This window comes from Meiothermus sp. CFH 77666, assembly GCF_017497985.1.
In the GTDB taxonomy this organism is placed as follows: domain Bacteria; phylum Deinococcota; class Deinococci; order Deinococcales; family Thermaceae; genus Meiothermus.
This window is the reverse complement of record NZ_JAGDFV010000006.1, coordinates 120,861-138,274: the sequence shown is the minus strand read 5'-3', so window position 1 is coordinate 138,274 and position 17,414 is coordinate 120,861. Positions and strand designations below refer to the sequence as shown.

Here is a 17,414-nt window from a genome sequence, read left to right as displayed (position 1 = left end):
CGCCATCACCGTACTGAACTTGGCTTTACCGCTTGGTGGGCTTACCTCATCATCGCCCTGAACCTCATCGCTGCTTCCCCAGACCTGTGTATAGCTGACATCGTTTTGTGACTAGCACCAGTGATTAGATACCGCAAAGCTACGTGCGCGTGCTGAGCGAGTGGCCAATAGCCTTCAGCGCTACAAGCCCGAACTGAGCCTGATGGAGACCCTGATTGAGGAGGGCCGGACCTTGATGGAGGCCCGGGACTACCCCCGCGCGGCTCAGTACTGGGTTACCCTGCTGCAGGCCTGGCTGCCTCATGCCGAGCAGTTCGAGCAAAACGACGAGAACGGTGAAACCCTGGGCTACTTGCAGGAGGCCGTGGAGGCAGCGGGAGAGGTTTTTTCGGAGGTGCAGAACCCTAGTCTCAGGGCCGAGCTGGTGGAGGTCTTGTGGCGGGCCTACGTGGCGGATCTAGAAATTGGCGGGTTGGACCTTGCCTACGCGGTTCCAGAGCAAATTGCAGCCTGGGCTACCCCAGAGGAAAGGGCCCGGGTACTGGAGTGGGCCAGAGCCCAGATGGCTCGGACGCAGGGCTTTGTAAGACAGGAACTGGGAGGGCTGATACTCAAACTCTCGGACAAGATGGACAACGAGGGTTATCTGGAACTCTGCCGCCAGAGTGGCCGGAGTGAAGACCTGGTCAAGCGTCTCCTCGAGCTCGGGCGGGTAGAGGAGGCCAGAACCGAGGCGGAACAAGCCTCGTTAGGAAAGCCTGGGCTGCGCGACCATTTCTTGCAGCAGTTCGTCGAGCACGGCTTTGGGTCGCAGGCCCGAGCTATGGCAGAAGGCATGCTCAGGACGCGCAAGGATCGTAATTTACAGCGCTGGTTGTGCGATTACCTGCAGCAAGAGGGGGACTGGGAAGAGGCCCTCTGGCTGGCCGAGGAGATGTTTTGGGCTTCACCGACCCTTAAGGGCTACCTCGAGCTGGCCAAACTCTCTGGAAAGCTGGGCCGCTGGTCCGAGCGGCAGCCGCTGGTACTGAAGGGCCTGGAAGAAAAAGGTGCATGGTCGCTGCTGGTCGAGATTCACCTGCACGAAGGGCGACCCGAAGAGGCGCTTCTGGCTTACCGCAAGGCAGGAGAGACCCGCAGCACGTTCTGGTCAGGCTGGTTGCGAGTGGGCCTGGATGAACTGGGATTAAAGCTGGCCCAGGCCCTCGAGGACACCCAGCCCCAGGAGGCCCTGAGCATCTACCGCCAACAGGCCGAACGCCTGATCGAGTATCGTTCCCGCGATGCCTACCGCGAGGCATCCCGGCTCTTCAAGAAGGTGCTGGCGCTGTACCAAAAGCAAGGCCAAAAGGCAGAATGGCTGGCTTACGTTTCGGGGCTCAAGCAGACCCACGCCCGCTTGCGGGCCCTGCAGGAGGAACTCAGCCGGGCGGGGTTGTGACAGGGGCCCCCAAAGCTTGGACTCGAGTAATCTTCGTCTATTTTGAGCCTTCTGACTACAGAAAAGCTTGGTTCTGGACAGAGTAGCGGCTGCCTGGATGCGCGGTTTGTGAAGAGCGCGATAATCACCACCTCGTGCATCGCGGAAGATTGGCCATATAGCCAAAGCTGATGCCACACCCCTGCGACACCACACGCCACTTGCCCACATACAAACAAGCGTTTGTTAGAATACCTGACATGAAAATAAGCAGCTATGCCGCCGGGGCCTGGTACCAGAGCCCCGCCGAAGGAACCCTGGTACGGGACGCCGTCTATGGAGAGCCGGTGGCCCAGGTCAGCAGTGAGGGGCTCGACTTCAAGGCCATGGTCGAGTACGCCCGCAAGGTGGGGGGGCCCAACCTTCGGCGCTACACCTTCCACGAGCGGGCGGCCATGCTGCGGGCCCTGGCCCAGTACCTGCTGGAGCGCAAGGAGGCTTTTTACGCCCTCTCCTACAAGACCGGGGCCACCCGTTACGATAGCTGGTTCGATATTGACGGGGGCATCGGCACTTTTTTTAGCTACTCGTCGCTAGCCCGGCGCGAGCTGCCCAATGCGCGTTTTCTGGTCGAGGACGACCCCCTCACCCTTTCCAAGCAGGGTACCTTCCTGGGCCGGCACATCCTGGTGCCCAGGGAAGGGGTGGCGGTACACATCAACGCCTTTAACTTCCCGGTCTGGGGGATGCTGGAAAAACTCGCACCGGGGCTTATTGCGGGCGTACCGGCCATCGTCAAGCCGGCTACCCAGACCGCCTACCTGACCGAGGCGGTGTTCAGGGCCATGCTCGAGGCCAAGATCCTCCCCGAGGGGGCCATTCAGCTGGTTTGCGGCGGGATTGGCGACCTTTTCGATCACCTGAACGAGCAGGACAGCGTGACCTTCACCGGCTCGGCGGCCACCGGACGCAAGCTCAAGACCCACCCCAGCCTGATTGCCCACTCAGTGCCCTTCAACATGGAGGCCGACAGCCTCAACTGCGCCATTCTGGGCCAGACGGTGGAGCCGGGCGACCCCGAGTTCGGGCTTTTTGTGAAGGAAGTGGCCCGCGAGATGACCGCCAAGGCCGGGCAGAAGTGCACCGCCATCCGGCGGGTGATTGTACCCCGCGAGAAGACCGAGGCCGTACTCGAGGCCCTCAAGCAAGAGTTGAGCCAGACCCGCCTGGGCGACCCCAGCCGCGAGGACGTGCGCATGGGGCCGCTGGTGGGGGCTAACCAGCGGGCCGACGTGCTGGCTGTGGTCGAGGCGCTCAAAGCGCAAGGCTGTGAGGTGGCCTGGGAGGGCTCGCGCGAACTGCTGGGCGGCGACTTTGAAAAGGGCGGCTTCATGCCCCCCACCCTGCTCTTTAGCCCCAAACCCTGGGACTCTGCCGCCCACGACCTCGAGCCCTTCGGCCCGGTGGCTACCCTGATGCCCTACGAAAGCCTGGACGAGGCCGTTGCACTGGCCCGCCGAGGCCGGGGGAGCCTGGTGGGGAGCGTGGTGACCTACCAGCCCGAAGAAGCCCGCGCCCTGTTCTTTGGACTGGCTACCCACCACGGCCGGATACTGATTCTGAACCGCGAAAACGCTAAAGAGTCCACCGGCCACGGCTCGCCTTTGCCCCTGTTGCTGCACGGGGGGCCTGGAAGGGCCGGGGCCGGCGAGGAGCTGGGCGGGGTGCGCGGCATCAAGCACTACATGCAGCGCTGTGCGGTGCAGGCTGACCCCACCACCCTGATGGTGCTCTCCCAGGAGTACGTGCGGGGAGCCCGGCTCAAAGAAGATGTAATCCACCCTTTCCGCAAGTACTTTGAAGACCTGGAGATTGGCGAAAGCCTCCTCACCCACCGCCGCACCGTAACCGAGGCCGACATTGTGAACTTCGCCAACGTGACGGGCGACTACTTCTACGCCCACGTGGACGAGATTGGCGCGAAGGACTCCATCTTTGGTAAGCGGGTGGCCCACGGCTACTTCCTGATCTCGGCGGCGGCAGGGCTGTTTGTAAGCCCGGCCCCTGGGCCGGTGCTGGCCAACTACGGCCTCGAGAACCTGCGTTTTATCGAGCCGGTGGGGATGGGCGATACCATCCAGGCCCGCCTCACGGTCAAGTCCAAGACCGCCAAAGACCCCAGGCCCGGCGAGCGGCCCACCGGCGTGGTGACCTGGGCAGTCGAGATTACCAACCAGGACGGCAAAACCGTGGCCCTCTACGACATCCTGACCCTGGTGGAGCGGCGGGGTAGTCCGGCTGCTGGATAGCCTCGTCCATATCCACCAGAACCCTTTTCCTTCTCCCCCTGCGGCAGACGGTGGCGACGCCCTGTCGGCAGGGTGGGAGAATGCGTCAGAGACATAATTGTTGCGCTCTTCACGAACGTGGCCGCCCCCGAAAACAAGAAGGGACAAGCAGACGTGCCTCACCCCGGTGAGGCACGCTTGTCTGCGTTGTGTCCGGGCCCAGACGAATGATACGCATCCAAACGTGGCCCGGTCCACGAGAGCCTGGGTTTCGAGTTTTCAGGCAGCCACTGTCCCGTCCAGGGAATGGTTTTCTTGTGGTTGAGTGGCTCAAAATAAGCGAAGAGCCTTCTATTCTCAGTGGGTCAGCACCTTTCGCACCGCCTCGAGCACCCGCTTGGCGTCGGGGCGGTAGTAATTTTCCACCGCGCTGAAAGGGGGATAGGGGGCGTCCCAACCTGCTACCCGCACGATGGGGGCTTGCAGGTAGTCCAGGGCTTCTTCGGCAATGCGGGCGGCAATCTCGGCCCCAAAGCCGCCGGTGCGCATGGCCTCGTAGACCACCACTGCGCGGCCGGTTTTCTGCACCGACGCAACAATCGTTTCGGTATCGAGGGGAACCAGGGTCTCGAGGTCCACCACCTCCAGCCCCACCCCTTCCCGTGCCGCCACCTCGGCGGCTTTCTGGCAGACCTCCACCATGCCGCCGTAGCAGAAGAGGCTGGCTGCCTGGCCTTCGCGCACCACTCGAGCCTTGCCCAGGGGCAGGGTGTAGTAGCCTTCCGGCACCTCGCCCTTCACCCCCCGGTAGAGCTTGATGGCCTCGAGGAAAAAGACCGGGTCGGGGTCTTCGATAGCCGAGAGCAATAGCCCCTTGGCCCGCTCGGGTGACGCAGGAATCACCACCTTGACCCCCGGCACGTGGCAGAGCACGGCCTCGGGGCTATCGGCGTGCTGCTCGGGGGTTTTCACCCCGCCACCGTAGGGCGCCCGAATAACCATCGGAACCGTAAAGCGCCCCCGGGTGCGGTGGCGCATCCGGCCCAGGTGCGAGAGAATCTGATCCAGGGCCGGGTACAAAAAGCCCGCGAACTGAATCTCCGCTACCGGCCTGAGCCCGGCCATGGCCAGCCCGATCCCAAAGCCCACAATACCCGACTCGGCCAGGGGAGTGTCAAAAACCCGCTGCTCGCCGTACTTCTGCTGCAAGCCATCGGAAGCCCGGAAGACCCCGCCCATCCTACCCACGTCCTCCCCAAAGACCACCACCCGGGGGTCTTGGGCCAGGGCCAGGTCGAGGGCTTCGTTGATGGCCTGTACGTTGTTCAGAACCCGGGTCTCGCGCTCGGCAATCATGCTTCCCCCCGCAGATACTTCCAGGCGGCCAGTTGGTCGGGCTGCATCTCCAGGTAGACCTGCTCCACAATTTCCCAGGGCCTAGGCTCTTTGGCCTGGTCGGCCTCTTCCACCGCAGCCAGGAACTCACCCTCGAGTGCCTCCGTGAGTTCGGCTTCCTGCGCCTCGCTCCAGAGCCCCAGGTGCAGGAGGCAGTTTTTCATGCGCAAAATGGGGTCGCGCTTCAGCCAGCGCTCGGTTTCCTCCTCGGTGCGGTAGCGGCTGGGGTCGTCGGAGGAGGTGTGGGGGGCTACCCGGTAGGTGAGGGCCTCGATCAGGGTCGGGCCTTCGCCTTGACGGGCCCTGGCCACGGCTTCCCGGGCCACGCTCCAGACCGCCACCAGGTCGTTGCCGTCCACCGTGACCCCCGGAATGCCGTACCCCTGGGCCTTCTGGGCAATGCGCTGCACCTTCATCTGCTTCTGGGTGGGCACGCTGATGGCCCAGCCGTTGTTTTGCACCACCACCAGCAAGGGGGCGTTGAACACCGAGGCAAAGTTCAGCCCCTCGTGGAAGTCGCCCTCGGAGGTGCCGCCGTCGCCGATAAAAACCGCCGCTACGGCATCTTTGCCCAAAAGCCTTTGGGCATGGGCCACGCCCGCCGCCTGGGGGATCTGGGTGGCGATGGGAATGTAAAACTGCACCATATTCACATCGGGCGGTGCGCCCCAGCCTGCCGGGTCGGCCCGCCAGCTCAGAATCAGCTTGCTGATGGGCATCCCAAAGGTAAGGGCCGCCGCGCTTTCGCGGTAGCTGGGCAGAAGCCAGTCGTGGTCGGCCTTCAAGCACAGGGCCACCCCTACCTGGGCGGCCTCCTGGCCCCGAAAAGGGGGATACACCCCCAGCCGCCCCTGGCGCTGCAAAACCAGCGCCCGCTCGTCGAAGTGCCGGGCCCGGCGCAGGGCCCGGTAGCCCTGGAGTAACTCCTCGTGGCTCAGGGGTATGTCCCGCAACGGTTTACCGTGATCGTCGAGGTATTGCACTGTGTCCACGTTGCTCAGTTTAGCCGAACTCGAGTTAGCAGTATGGGTTCAATCTGCGATGTTTGCAGAAATATTTAACAAACATCGTATCGTGAAAATAAGTACAGCATCGTCAAGGAGCCTATACATTCTGGCGAATGTTGGCCCGATCACTCGCCAAGCAGTCTCTCAAGCGAACCGCCCTCTTTGCGAGGAGGCCAAAGGCCGACGAAGCAATCCAGAACAAATGTGCCATATACCGGCTGGGTAGGGCGATCTGGATTGCTTCGCATCCTGCGGATGCTCGCAATGACTTCCTGTATTCCAGTGAAGATGTACAGGCATCTATACGACTGTGTAGTAAGTGCTCTGTCGTACAAATACCCGTACAGAGGTGTTTATTGCGGCACGGACTATGCAGTACGCTCTGGCAAAAGCCGTAGCAGAAACCTTTTCGTTCCTCCCCTACAGCGTAGGGGAGGTCAGGAGGGGTTGCTGAACAGCGCCTTCACACAGCACGGTTCAGGGCCTTGCCCAATACCCTCCCCTGCCCTCCCTACGTGGTAGGGAGGGGGTTTTAGGGCCATAGCTCCTGGAACCTATCGAAGTGTATGGGTATCTCTACGACGCTGTAATAAGTGCAATTCGGAAGCGTAGGGACACTATGTAGCGTTGAACTGAGAACAGGCTCAGGAATGAACCTTTTTCAGATAGCCCTCGAGCCGCTCCAGCGCCTGTTCGATTTCCGCCTCGGTCTTGCAGAACGCGAAGCGGACAAGGCCTTTGGGTGCGGGGTTCTGGATGTAAAACGCCGAGCCGGGAATGATGGCGACCCCCCCCTCGCGCACCAGGGTTTCGGCGTCTAGCTCGGGCAGTAGGGCGGTCAGGAAGTAGCTGCCTGCAGGGGCGAAGGTTTGCAGGCCCATTGCCCGCAGACCCTGCTCGAGCAAATCCTTGCGCCTGCCGTAGCTCTCGCGGAGCTGCTGGTAAAAACCTTCCTTGCGGGCGATGGGCAGGGCCTCGGCCACGGCGGCCTGGAGGGGAGCCGCCGAGCAAAAACTGCTCCACTGACGCATGCCGGCCACCTGCGGAGCCAGACCCGGCGGGGTCAGAATCCAGCCAATGCGCCAGCCGGTGGCCTCGAGGCGCTTACCCGCCGAACCCACGGTAAAGACCCGCTCGGGGGCGAGTTCGCGCAAGCGGATGGGGGGCGGCCCGAAGTAGAGCTCGTCGTACACTTCGTCGCTGATGATCCAGAGATCGTGCTGGCGGGCCAGGGCCACAATCTGCTCGGCCTCGGTACGGGAAAAAACCGAGCCGGTGGGGTTATAGGGGTTGGTCAGCAGCAGGGCCCGGGTGCGTACCGTAATGGCCCGCTCCAGCGCTGGCAAATCCACTTCCCAGCGGTCGGTCAGGCGCATCGGCACCATCACCGGCTCTGCACCGGCAATGCGGGCCTGGGGGATGTAGACGTCAAAGTAGGGCTCAAACATCACCACTTCATCCCCAGGGCCATACAGCGACTCGGCCAGCGCGTGCAGGGCCTCGGTACCCCCTGCCGTAATGACCACGTCCTCGGGGGCCAGGCCTAGGTCCTGGGCCACGGCCTCGCGCAAGCGGGGCAGGCCGATGGGCGGGGTGTACTGGTCTACCGTGCCGATGGCCCGCCGGGCTGCCTCCTGCAAAAAGGCCGGGGGCGGATTGGAGGGAAACCCCTGCCCCAGGTTGATAGCCCCATGCTGAACCGCCAGGCGGCTCATATGGGAAAAGATGCTCTCCTTGGATAACTGGGTGCGGGGGTGAAGGTTAGCCATGCTAGGCAAAAGTCTACCGTAAGGGACATGTGCCAAATAGATATTGACCGCGAACGTCCGCTACTCCCTGCAAGGATATTTTTGTAGCCCTCAGCGCACGGGCTTACAGCCCTGAACCAGTATCTTTCCGGTGCGTTCGCTCATCAGGAGGGCTTCTTCGGCGGCCCCACTGCCTTTGGTCCACCACGAAGCGCGGCCATCGGAATACTTGACCCCCGAGGCTGCCGCTACCTGGAACAAGGGCCCGTAGGTCTGGTTGTTGAACACCACCCCCACCCGGTCGAACTGGTTTTGATAAACAGCCCGAACCTGCACGCCCCCAGCGCAGCGGTAGGTTCGCTGCACTACATCCGTCGGCTGGGCCAGGGCCAGAGTGGAAAGGAGTACGCTCATCATCCAAATTCGCATAGTCACTCCTGTCAGGCGGTAAGCAGTTGCAGATAGTCCCCTAGCTTCAGGCTGGCCCCTCCTACCAGGCCGCCGTCTATGTTGGGCTGGGAGAAGAGGGCGGTGGCGTTGTCGGGCTTGACCGAGCCCCCATAGAGGATACGCAGCTCCTCCGCAAAACCCGAACCGTAGCGGGCGATCAACCAGCCGCGAATGGCGCGGTGCATGGCCTCGGCGTCCTCGGGGGTGGCGGTCTTGCCGGTGCCAATGGCCCAGACCGGCTCGTAGGCAATCACCAGATGCGAGGCCGATGGAGGGTTGACCCCCTCGAGGCTTCCTTCCAACTGTCGCAGGGTATATTCAACATGTTCACCGGCTTCGCGGACATGTAAGGGTTCACCCACACAAAGGATAGGGGTGATACCTTGCTCCAGCAGGCGCCTGGCTTTTTCGGCTACCAGGGCATCGGACTCGGCATGGTAGCTGCGCCGCTCGGAGTGCCCCACAATGGTGTATTTGCAGGCCAGATCGGCCAGCATTCGGGCCGAAACCTCGCCCGTGTAAGCCCCCTCCGGATGCGCCGATACATCCTGTGCGCCCCAGGAGACCCCGTGACCCTCGAGCACTTCCGAGGCATAGGGTAGATGAGTGAAAGGCACCAGCAAGGCCGGCTCAGCCTGGGTGGGGGGCAGTTGGGCGATTAACTCCCGAAACCATTGGCGGGCCTCAGAGGGCGTTTTGTGCATCTTCCAGTTTCCGGCTACCAGTCGTTTGCGCATAGATATTTCAATCATACGCCAAGGCTAGAAACCTCCTGCTACTGGCCTGGTCTTTCGCCAGGCTTTTATCGTTCTACCCTTTCCCTCTCCCCTTGCGGGAGAGGGTGGCGACAGCGCTGATTAAGTTGCGCCCCTATAAGGTCTAGAGATGAATCCAGGCTGCGTTAGAAAATCATGCTCTGTGCGCAATACCCGAATGATTTTCGATCATGCCATTATCCAAAACATTGACGGGAGGCACTTAGTTTGGCGCTCCTTTTGCCAAATGAAGCAATTCTGACGGTAACCGCTGTCGCCGGGTGAGGGCTTGAAGCGACGATGCTCAGGCAAATGATAAGAGCCTGGGTCTTTCGCTGCCCATGCGTTGCAGAAGTAGGTAAGGTCAGTCGCATCTGACGAAAACACAGCCTACTGGCAAAAAAACGGTAGACTTTTGACATGATTCAAAGCCACATCAGCCCCAAGGAGCGGGAATCCTCTCCCTTCAAGCAGAATAAAGATGCCTGGGTGCGACTGATAGCCGATTTTCGCACCTCGCTCGAGCAACTTCGCCTGGGCGGGGGCGCCAAAGCCGTGGAGCGCCAGCACGCCAGGGGACGGCTGACCGCCCGCGAGCGCATTGCGGCGCTGATAGACCCGGATACCGAACCGGAGGAAATCCTGGGTTATGCCGGCTGGCAGATGTATGCCGACTGGGGGGGTGCGCCCGGAGGGGGCGTGGTTACGGCGATTGGCAAAATTGCCGGTCGGGACTGGATGATTGTGGCCAACGACGCCACCGTGAAGGCGGGGGCCTTTTTCCCCATCACCGCCAAAAAGGTCATTCGGGCCCAGACCATTGCCCTCGAGAACCACCTCCCCACGGTATACCTGGTGGACTCGGCGGGGGTCTTTTTACCCTTGCAGGACGAAGTGTTCCCCGACCAGGACGACTTTGGCCGCATCTTCTACCTGAACGCCCGCATGAGCGGGATGGGCATCCCACAAATCTCGGCTATTATGGGCAACTGCGTGGCCGGGGGGGCTTACCTGCCCCTCATGACCGACGCCCTGATCATGACCGAAGGCTCGGGGCTGTACCTGGCGGGCCCCGCCCTGGTCAAGGCGGCCATTGGCCAGGACGTGGGTTCGGAGGAACTGGGCGGGGCGCGGATGCACGCCGAAGTCTCCGGCACGGTGGACTTCTACGAACCCGACGATGCCTCCGCCATTGCCCGGATTCGCACGCTGGCTGCGCTGTATGCCCGCCCCGACCTGGCGCCCTGGGCCCTGGAGCGAGGGCCCGAGGTGGAGCCTTTTCACCCGCCCGAAGACCTCTACGGGCTGGTCTCGCCGGATGGCTCCAGGCCCTACGATGTGAACGAGGTAATTGCCCGGCTGGTAGACGGCTCGGAGTTTCACGAGTACAAAGCCAACTACGGCCAGACCCTGGTTTGTGGCTATGCCCGCCTGGGGGGGTTCCCGGTGGGGATTGTGGCCAATCAGCGCCTGGTTATCAAGAAACCCGGAAAAATCGAGGTGGGTGGGGTCATTTATGCCGAGGCCGCCGACAAAGCCGCCCGGTTCATCCTGGAGGTCAACCAGCGCTTCATTCCCCTTTTGTTCCTGATGGACGTGACCGGCTTTATGGTGGGCAAGGAGTCCGAGCAGCAGGGCATCATCCGGCGGGGGGCTAAGCTCGTCAATGCGGTTTCCAACTCGGTGGTGCCCAAGATTACGCTCATTACCGGTGGTTCGTTTGGTGCGGGCAACTACGCCATGGCCGGCAAGGCCTATGCCCCGCGCTTTATCTACGCCTGGCCCTCGGCCAAGTATGCCGTAATGAGCGGCAACGCGGCGGCCAAGACCCTGATGGAAATCGAGCTGGCCAAGCTCGAGCGGGAGGGGCGCAAACCCACCGAAGAAGACCTGGTGGAGCTTTACGAGCGCATCAAGAGTCGCTACGAAGAAACCCTCGACCCGCGCTACGCGGCGGCCCGCTTGTGGGTAGACGAAGTCATCTTCCCCCACGAGACCCGCGAGCGGTTGATCCGGAGCCTCGAGGTCTGCGCCCTGAACCCGCTGCGTGAACAAATGCGAGTAGGGGTTTTTCAGGTCTGATACCAGCTTCACCAGAGGACTCAAGCTCGAAATCCCCACACTTGGCTGCACCCAGGGCCGAAAGCTCAAAGCCAAAGGCTCTGTGGGGGGGTTGTGGGTCGTTGAAGCCGCCCGACTTCAAGGAATCCTTGTTTTGGATAGACCATTTGCTGCAGGGAACTCGTAAACATGTGTCTGGGCCCAGGCGCATTCTCGCTTGCGTGGGCAGCAATGCCTACGAAGAGCGCTCTAGTGGATGCTACCCCGCTGCCGCTGCACTGTGGCCAGGACTTCTACCAGTTGCTCGAGGCTCTTCAGGTTGTGCACCGGCAAGAAGTCGTCCATGAAAGGCATGGCAGCCACCAAGCCCCGGGTAAGCGGCTGGTATCCGGGGGTTCCAATCAAGGGGTTAAGCCAGATGAGGCGGTGGCAGGACTTTTGTAATCGCTCCATCTCGAAGGCCAGCAGTTCGGGAGCGCCCTGATCCCAGCCATCGGAGATGACCAGCACGATGGCGCCACGGCCCAAGACCCGCTTGGCCCAGGTGTGGTTGAAGGTGTGCAGACAGGCCCCGATGCGGGTTCCGCCCGACCAGTCCTTGACCTGTTGCCCTACTTCGGTCAGGGCTGCATCCACGCTGCGCTTTTTGAGGGTACGGGTTATGCGGGTCAGGCGGGTGCCAAAGGTGAAGGTCTCAATCTGGCGCACGCCCTTTCGGGTTTGCTCGAGGGAGAACGCGTGCAAAAAGTGCAGCAGCATACGGGCGTAGCGCTCCATGGAGCCCGAGACGTCGGCCAGGGCCACGATGGGCCGGGGCTTAGGCTTGCGGGAGCGTTCTGTCAGCTCCAGAAGCTCCCCTTGATGCTTGAGTGAACGTCGAAAGCTTCGGCGCAGATCGAGCTGCTCCTTGCCAAACGCTTTCAGACGTCGGGTGCGGCGCTCGGGCGGGTTCCAGACAAAGTTGTACAGAAGCTTGCGGGCGGCCTCGAGTTCCTCCTCGGTCATCTGGTCAAAGCGCTTTTGCTTGAGCACCTCGGTTTCGGAGAAGGTAAGCGCGCGGTCGACAATGGGCAGCGGTTGGCTATTGGATTCGCCTGAGCAACGGGATTCGCGCCCCACCTCGCCGGGTTTGGCCTTCTGTTCTTTTTTGGGGGGCAGGGCAGTCTGGTTCAGCAGCTCGCCAGGAAAACGCTCCAGGCCCAGACTCTGCCAGAACTTGCGAAAGACTTCGGCAAACCTGGCCTGATCCTCCCGCCGGGTCAGCAGGGTGCACTGGGCGGCATAGAAAAAAGCCAGTGGGTCAAAGATGGAAATTTCCCCCAGCGCTCTGGCGAAGGTAGCGGTCTGGCCGGGGGTTACCACAATGCCCTCACTTCGCAGGCTGCGCGCAAAAGCCACCACATGGCGCAACAGTTGGTGGGTGGGGACGGTCATAGGGGGCTTTGCATCTGGGCTCTAGCCAGCAGGTCGCGGGCCTGGTTTTTGGCCTTGACCACATCGTCCTGGTATTTGAGCAGCACCCCCAGGGTTTCCTCGATAACCTCGGGCTGCAGCTCGGTTTGGCCCAGGGCCAAGAGCGAGGCGGCCCAGTCCAGGGTTTCGGCTACGCCAGGCGCTTTGTAGAGGTCCTGCTGGCGCAGGGCCTGCACAAAGGCCACTGCCTGCTGGGCCAGTTTTTCTGGTATGCCGGGCACTTTCTCCCGCACGATGCGGTACTCTTTGTCGAAGCTGGGGTAGTCGATCCAGTAGTACATGCAACGGCGCTTCAAGGCATCGTGAATCTCCCGGGTGCGGTTGGAGGTAATCACTACCACCGGGGGCCGTTCGGCCCGCAGGGTGCCCACCTCGGGCACGGAAATTTGCCAGTCCGAGAGGAACTCGAGCAAAAACGCCTCGAACTCCTCGTCGGCCCGGTCCAGCTCGTCAATCAGCAGCACCGGGGCCTTGCCGTCGGTGGTTTCCAGGGCTTGCAGCAGCGGGCGCTTGAGCAGGAAATCGGCCCCAAAGACCTCGTGCCGCACCTTTTCCTGGTTGCGCTCACCGCTGGCCTCCAGGAGCCTTATCTGCATCATCTGGCGGGCGTAGTCCCACTCGTAGACCGCACTGCTGATGTCCAGCCCCTCGTAGCACTGCAGGCGGATCAGGCGGGTTTGCAGCAGCTCGGCCAGTACCTTGACGATCTCGGTCTTGCCCACCCCCGGCTCACCCTCCAGCAGCAGCGGACGACCTAGCTTCAGCGCCAGAAATACCGCTACCGACAGGCCCTTGTCGGCAATGTAGTGGTGGGCCTCGAGGGCTTGTTGGGTTTCTTCAACCGATTGGGGCATCATGACAGTATCTTCACACAAGACGGAGGGGCTGAATTACCTCAGCCCCTCACAATTGCTCCCTTTTTTACAGTCCGGCGGCTTGCATCAGGGCCCGTTTGGCCATCACGTCCACCAGGTGCGCGCGGTACTCCCTGGAGGCGGCGAGGTCGTGGTTCAGGTTATCGGGGGGTAGCAACCCCTGACAGGCCGCCGCAATGTTGGCTGCGGTCAGGGGTTGGCCGGAGAGGGCTTGCTCGAGCTTGCCCAGGCGCATGGCGTGCTCACCGGCGCCCGTCACCGCGGCCCTGACGTTGCCCCCGTCCACCACCACCGCCACCCCCACCACCGCGTAGCGGCTGGCCGGGTGCGGGAATTTGGCGTAGGCCATCCTGGCTCCGTTGCGGATGGGAATGTGTACCTCGGTGAGGATTTCTCCCTCTTGCAGGGCCGTGCTGAACATGCCGGTGAAGAAGTTATCGGCCTCGATGACCCGGGTGCCGCTCGGGCCCTGCACCTTTATTCTGGCCCCCAGCGCTAGCATGGAGGCGGGCAGGTCGGCGGCGGGGTCGGCGTGGGCCAGCGAACCGCCGATGGTGCCTTTGGCCCGCACCATGGGGTCGCCGATGTGGTAGACCGCCTGGGGTAAAAGGGGGCAGTGGGCCTTCAGCAGGTCGGAGGTCTCCAGCTCGTGGTAGGTGGTCATGGCCCCAATCACCAGTTGGTCGCCCTCGCGCCGAACCCCGCGCAGCTCGGCCACTTTGGAAATATCGATCAGGGCCGAGGGCGCGGCCAGGCGCAGCTTCATGGTCGGAATCAGGCTGTGGCCACCCGCCAGCAGCTTGGCGTCGGGGTGCTGCTGGAGGAGGCTGATGGCTTCAGAGATACTACCGGCTTTTTTGTACGTAAACGGAGCTGTGTACATGGTTCCTCCGGGAAGAGGGGGAGGGGGTGGGGCGTGGCCTGCCACCCCATCCCAACCCTTAGTCGGCAGCTTGAGCCAGTGGTTTGGCCCCCTGAATGGCCCGCCAGACCTTCTCGGGGGTGTAGGGCATGTCGAGGTGCACGATGCCGAAGGGCCGCAGGGCATCCATGACGGCATTGGCCACCGCAGCCGTGGAGGCGATGGTACCGGCCTCGCCGATGCCTTTAATGCCCAGGGGGTTGTGCGGGCAGGGCGTAACAGTGTGGTCGTGCTCGATCTGCACCATGTCGTCGGCGCGGGGCAGGGTGTACTCGAGGAAGTTGCCCGAGAGAATCTGGCCTTCTTTGTCGTAAACGGCCTCTTCCAGCAGGGCCTGGCCCAGCCCCTGGGCGATGCCCCCGTGCACCTGACCATCGGCAATGAGCGGGTTGATCACCGGGCCGCAGTCGTCCACCGAGAGGTAGCGCAGCAGCTTAACTTTGCCGGTGTCGGGGTCTACCTCCACCACCGCGATGTGGGTGCCGAAGGGGAAGACGAAGTTTTTGGGGTCGTAGAAGTGGGTGGCCTCTAACCCAGGCTCGAGGTCGGCGGGGTAGTTGTGGGCCAGGTGGGCCATCAGGGCGATGTCGAAGAAGGTCTTGGCCTTGTCGGGCACCCCTTTTACCATGAACTTGCCGTCCTCGTGCACGATGTCATCCGGGCTGGCCTCGAGCAGGTGGGCGGCAATCTTCTTGGCTTTGTCCACAATCTTGCGGGTAGCCAGCACAATGGCCGAGAGGCCGGTGGGGGCCGAGCGCGAACCGTACGAACCCCAGCCATAGGGCATCCGCCCGGTGTCGCCGTGCACCAGCACCACGTCCTCCACCGGGATTTGCAGCTCGTCGGCCACCACCTGGGCAAAGGCCGTCTCGTGGCCCTGGCCGTGGCTGTGGGTGCCGGTGAACACCTCCACCTTGCCGGTAGGCATCACCCGCACCAAAGCGCTTTCCCACTGCCCGGCCTGTGCGCCCAGGCTCCCCACCAGGGCCGAGGGGGCCAGCCCGCAGGCCTCGATGAAGGTGATGACCCCAATGCCCATGTAGCGGCCCTGCTTGCGCCACTCCTCCTGCTGCTTGCGAAGCGCAGGATAGTTCACCATTTCCAGGGCTTTGTCGAGGTTGGCCTCGTAGTTGCCGGAGTCGTACTGCAGGGCCACCGGGGTTTGGTAGGGGAAGGCATCGGGGGGAATCAGGTTCTTGCGGCGGAACTCCACCGGATCCATGCCCAGCTCGTGGGCCATGACGTCCACCAGGCGCTCGAGCAGGTAGGTGGCCTCGGGCCGCCCGGCCCCCCGGTAGGCGTCTACCGGCGTGGTGTGGGTGAAGGGGGCGGTCACATGGCAGTAGATGTGTGGGGTGGTGTAGGTGCCCGCCAACAAACAGCCGTACAGGTAGGTGGGCACTGCCGGGGCAAAGGTGGTCAGGTAGGCTCCCATGTTGGCGATGGTGTCCACCCGCACGGCGGTAATTTTGCCGTTTTGGTCTACGGCCATCTCGGCCACGGTCTCGTGGTCGCGCCCGTGGGAGTCGGTCACGAAGCTCTCCGAGCGCCGGGCAGTCCACTTGACCGGGCGGTTTAGCTTTTTGGCGGCGTATAGAACGATAATCTCTTCGGGGTACTGGTAAATCTTGGAGCCGAAGCCCCCGCCCACATCCGGGGCAATCACCCGCAGCTTGTGCTCGGGGATGCCCATAATAAAAGCGGCAATCAAGAGGCGGTGGATGTGGGGGTTCTGGCTGGTGGTCCAGAGGGTGTACTCGTCCGAAGCCTTCAGGTACTGGGCCAGGCTGGCGCGGGGTTCCATGGCGTTGGGCACCAGCCGGTTGTTGCGCAGGTTGAGCTTAACGGTTTTGTAAGCGCTGGCAAAAGCGGCGTCCACGGCGGCCTTGTCGCCGATGCTCCAGGTGAAGCAAACATTGTCGGGCACGTCGTCGTGAACGGCGGGTGCGCCGGGTTTGAGGGCATCGCTGCCCAGGGCCACCGCGGGGAGGGGCTCGTAATCCACCTCTACCAGCTGGGCGGCATCCTCGGCAATCTGGCGGTTTTCGGCAATCACGGCTGCCACGATGTCGCCCACATGCCGGGCTTTGTCGAAGGTGATGGCGTAGTGGGGTGGGGTCTTGATGCCGGGGTGCAGCCAGCCGGTGGGGATGCTATTGATGCCTGCATCCTTCATTTCCTGCCCGGTGATGACGGCCAGAACGCCAGGGTAGGCGAGGGCTTTGGAGGCATCAATCTTTTTGATGCGGGCATGGGCATAGGGCGAACGAACCATTGCCGCATGAACCATGCCGGGGAGGGTCATGTCATCGGTGTAGTTACCGGTTCCGGTAATGAAGCGGGGGTCTTCGACCCGCTTCATCGCCTTGCCAAAAAACTTGTTGGCCATTGTTCTCTCCCTTCAATATTCAAGGGGCCGAATCCATCAATCGTCTGCTGCCACCGCAACCTTTCCTGCCATTTTGTCCGCGGCATACTGCACGGCCCGTACGATGTTGTGATAGCCGGTGCAGCGGCAGTAATTGCCTTCCAGGGCGTGCCGGATCTCGGCCTCGGAGGGGCTGGGATTTTTGTTCAGGAGGTCTACCGTCGCCATAATCATGCCGGGGGTGCAGAAACCACACTGCAGGCCGTGCATCTCCCAGAAGCCCTCCTGTACCGGGTGGAGGCTGCCGGGGCTGCCCAGGCCCTCGATGGTGGTGACGCTGCTACCGTCGGCCTGGACCGCGAACATGGTGCAGGATTTGACCGCTTGCCCGTCTACATGCACCGTGCAGGCCCCGCACTGACTGGTGTCACAGCCGACGTGAGTGCCGGTGAGGCCCAGGGTTTCGCGCAGGTAGTGCACCAGTAACAGACGGGGTTCGACCTCGCTGTGGTGAGTTGTTCCGTTGACGTTTAAGCTTATCTTGATCTTTTCCATTCAGCCCTCCCGAGTGCACGGTAAACTTGTCTTGATGGACGTTCTAGAAACCCGGTGACTGTTCAAGGTAAATTTATCTGGCTCATAAAGGAGACTC

At 62.3% G+C, this 17,414-nt stretch carries 13 protein-coding genes; 3 read left to right on the top strand and 10 right to left on the bottom strand.

Annotated elements, in window-relative coordinates; translation table 11 throughout:
• The first annotated feature begins 160 nt into the window (after positions 1-160).
• Positions 161-1,441 (top strand): hypothetical protein, encoded by a 1,281-nt coding sequence (locus J3L12_RS05200; RefSeq protein ID WP_208013972.1) that lies wholly within the window; start codon positions 161-163, stop codon positions 1,439-1,441.
• A 239-nt stretch (positions 1,442-1,680) separates the two neighbouring features.
• Positions 1,681-3,729 (top strand): phenylacetic acid degradation bifunctional protein PaaZ, encoded by a 2,049-nt coding sequence (gene paaZ / locus J3L12_RS05195; RefSeq protein WP_208013971.1) that lies wholly within the window; start codon positions 1,681-1,683, stop codon positions 3,727-3,729.
• Positions 3,730-4,065: 336 nt separating this feature from the next.
• Here the strand turns inward: paaZ and J3L12_RS05190 are convergent, their stop codons facing one another.
• From J3L12_RS05190 to tpiA, 5 genes are all read right to left on the bottom strand, one after another.
• Positions 4,066-5,064 carry an alpha-ketoacid dehydrogenase subunit beta gene (locus tag J3L12_RS05190; protein ID WP_208013970.1) on the bottom strand — a complete coding sequence of 333 codons (999 nt, stop codon included), beginning with the start codon at positions 5,062-5,064 and terminating at the stop codon, positions 4,066-4,068.
• Positions 5,061-6,095 (bottom strand): pyruvate dehydrogenase (acetyl-transferring) E1 component subunit alpha, encoded by a 1,035-nt coding sequence (gene pdhA, locus J3L12_RS05185; protein ID WP_208013969.1) that lies wholly within the window; start codon positions 6,093-6,095, stop codon positions 5,061-5,063. The genes J3L12_RS05190 and pdhA overlap by 4 nt, the downstream gene beginning before the upstream one ends.
• 659 nt (positions 6,096-6,754) lie before the next feature.
• The gene (locus J3L12_RS05180; RefSeq protein WP_208013968.1) at positions 6,755-7,879 is read right to left on the bottom strand and encodes an aminotransferase class I/II-fold pyridoxal phosphate-dependent enzyme; all 1,125 of its coding nucleotides are present in this window, start codon (positions 7,877-7,879) and stop codon (positions 6,755-6,757) included.
• A gap of 90 nt (positions 7,880-7,969) precedes the next feature.
• On the bottom strand, positions 7,970-8,287 hold the full coding sequence (locus J3L12_RS05175; RefSeq protein WP_208013967.1) for an MliC family protein: 318 nt from the start codon (positions 8,285-8,287) through the stop codon (positions 7,970-7,972).
• 11 nt (positions 8,288-8,298) lie between these two features.
• Positions 8,299-9,045, bottom strand: a complete 747-nt coding sequence (gene tpiA / locus J3L12_RS05170) for a triose-phosphate isomerase (RefSeq protein ID WP_208013986.1) — start codon at positions 9,043-9,045, stop codon at positions 8,299-8,301.
• 438 nt (positions 9,046-9,483) lie between these two features.
• On the opposite strand from tpiA, the gene J3L12_RS05165 reads away from it, so the two are divergent.
• Positions 9,484-11,145, top strand: coding sequence for an acyl-CoA carboxylase subunit beta (locus tag J3L12_RS05165; RefSeq protein ID WP_208013966.1), 1,662 nt, complete (start codon positions 9,484-9,486; stop codon positions 11,143-11,145).
• 228 nt (positions 11,146-11,373) lie between these two features.
• Here the strand turns inward: J3L12_RS05165 and J3L12_RS05160 are convergent, their stop codons facing one another.
• The 5 genes from J3L12_RS05160 to J3L12_RS05140 all read right to left on the bottom strand — a co-directional run bounded on the left by J3L12_RS05160 (position 11,374) and on the right by J3L12_RS05140 (position 17,317).
• On the bottom strand, positions 11,374-12,558 hold the full coding sequence (locus J3L12_RS05160) for a VWA domain-containing protein (protein WP_208013965.1): 1,185 nt from the start codon (positions 12,556-12,558) through the stop codon (positions 11,374-11,376).
• Entirely contained in the window at positions 12,555-13,454 is a 900-nt protein-coding gene (locus J3L12_RS05155; RefSeq protein WP_208013964.1) for a MoxR family ATPase, read from the bottom strand. The genes J3L12_RS05160 and J3L12_RS05155 overlap by 4 nt, the downstream gene beginning before the upstream one ends.
• A gap of 64 nt (positions 13,455-13,518) precedes the next feature.
• On the bottom strand, positions 13,519-14,355 hold the full coding sequence (locus J3L12_RS05150) for a xanthine dehydrogenase family protein subunit M (protein WP_208013963.1): 837 nt from the start codon (positions 14,353-14,355) through the stop codon (positions 13,519-13,521).
• Between the two features lie 58 nt (positions 14,356-14,413).
• Positions 14,414-16,783 (bottom strand): molybdopterin cofactor-binding domain-containing protein, encoded by a 2,370-nt coding sequence (locus J3L12_RS05145; RefSeq protein ID WP_208013962.1) that lies wholly within the window; start codon positions 16,781-16,783, stop codon positions 14,414-14,416.
• A gap of 36 nt (positions 16,784-16,819) precedes the next feature.
• A complete protein-coding gene (locus J3L12_RS05140; protein WP_208013961.1) occupies positions 16,820-17,317 on the bottom strand; it encodes a (2Fe-2S)-binding protein in 498 nt (165 codons plus the stop codon).
• Positions 17,318-17,414 lie beyond the last annotated feature (97 nt).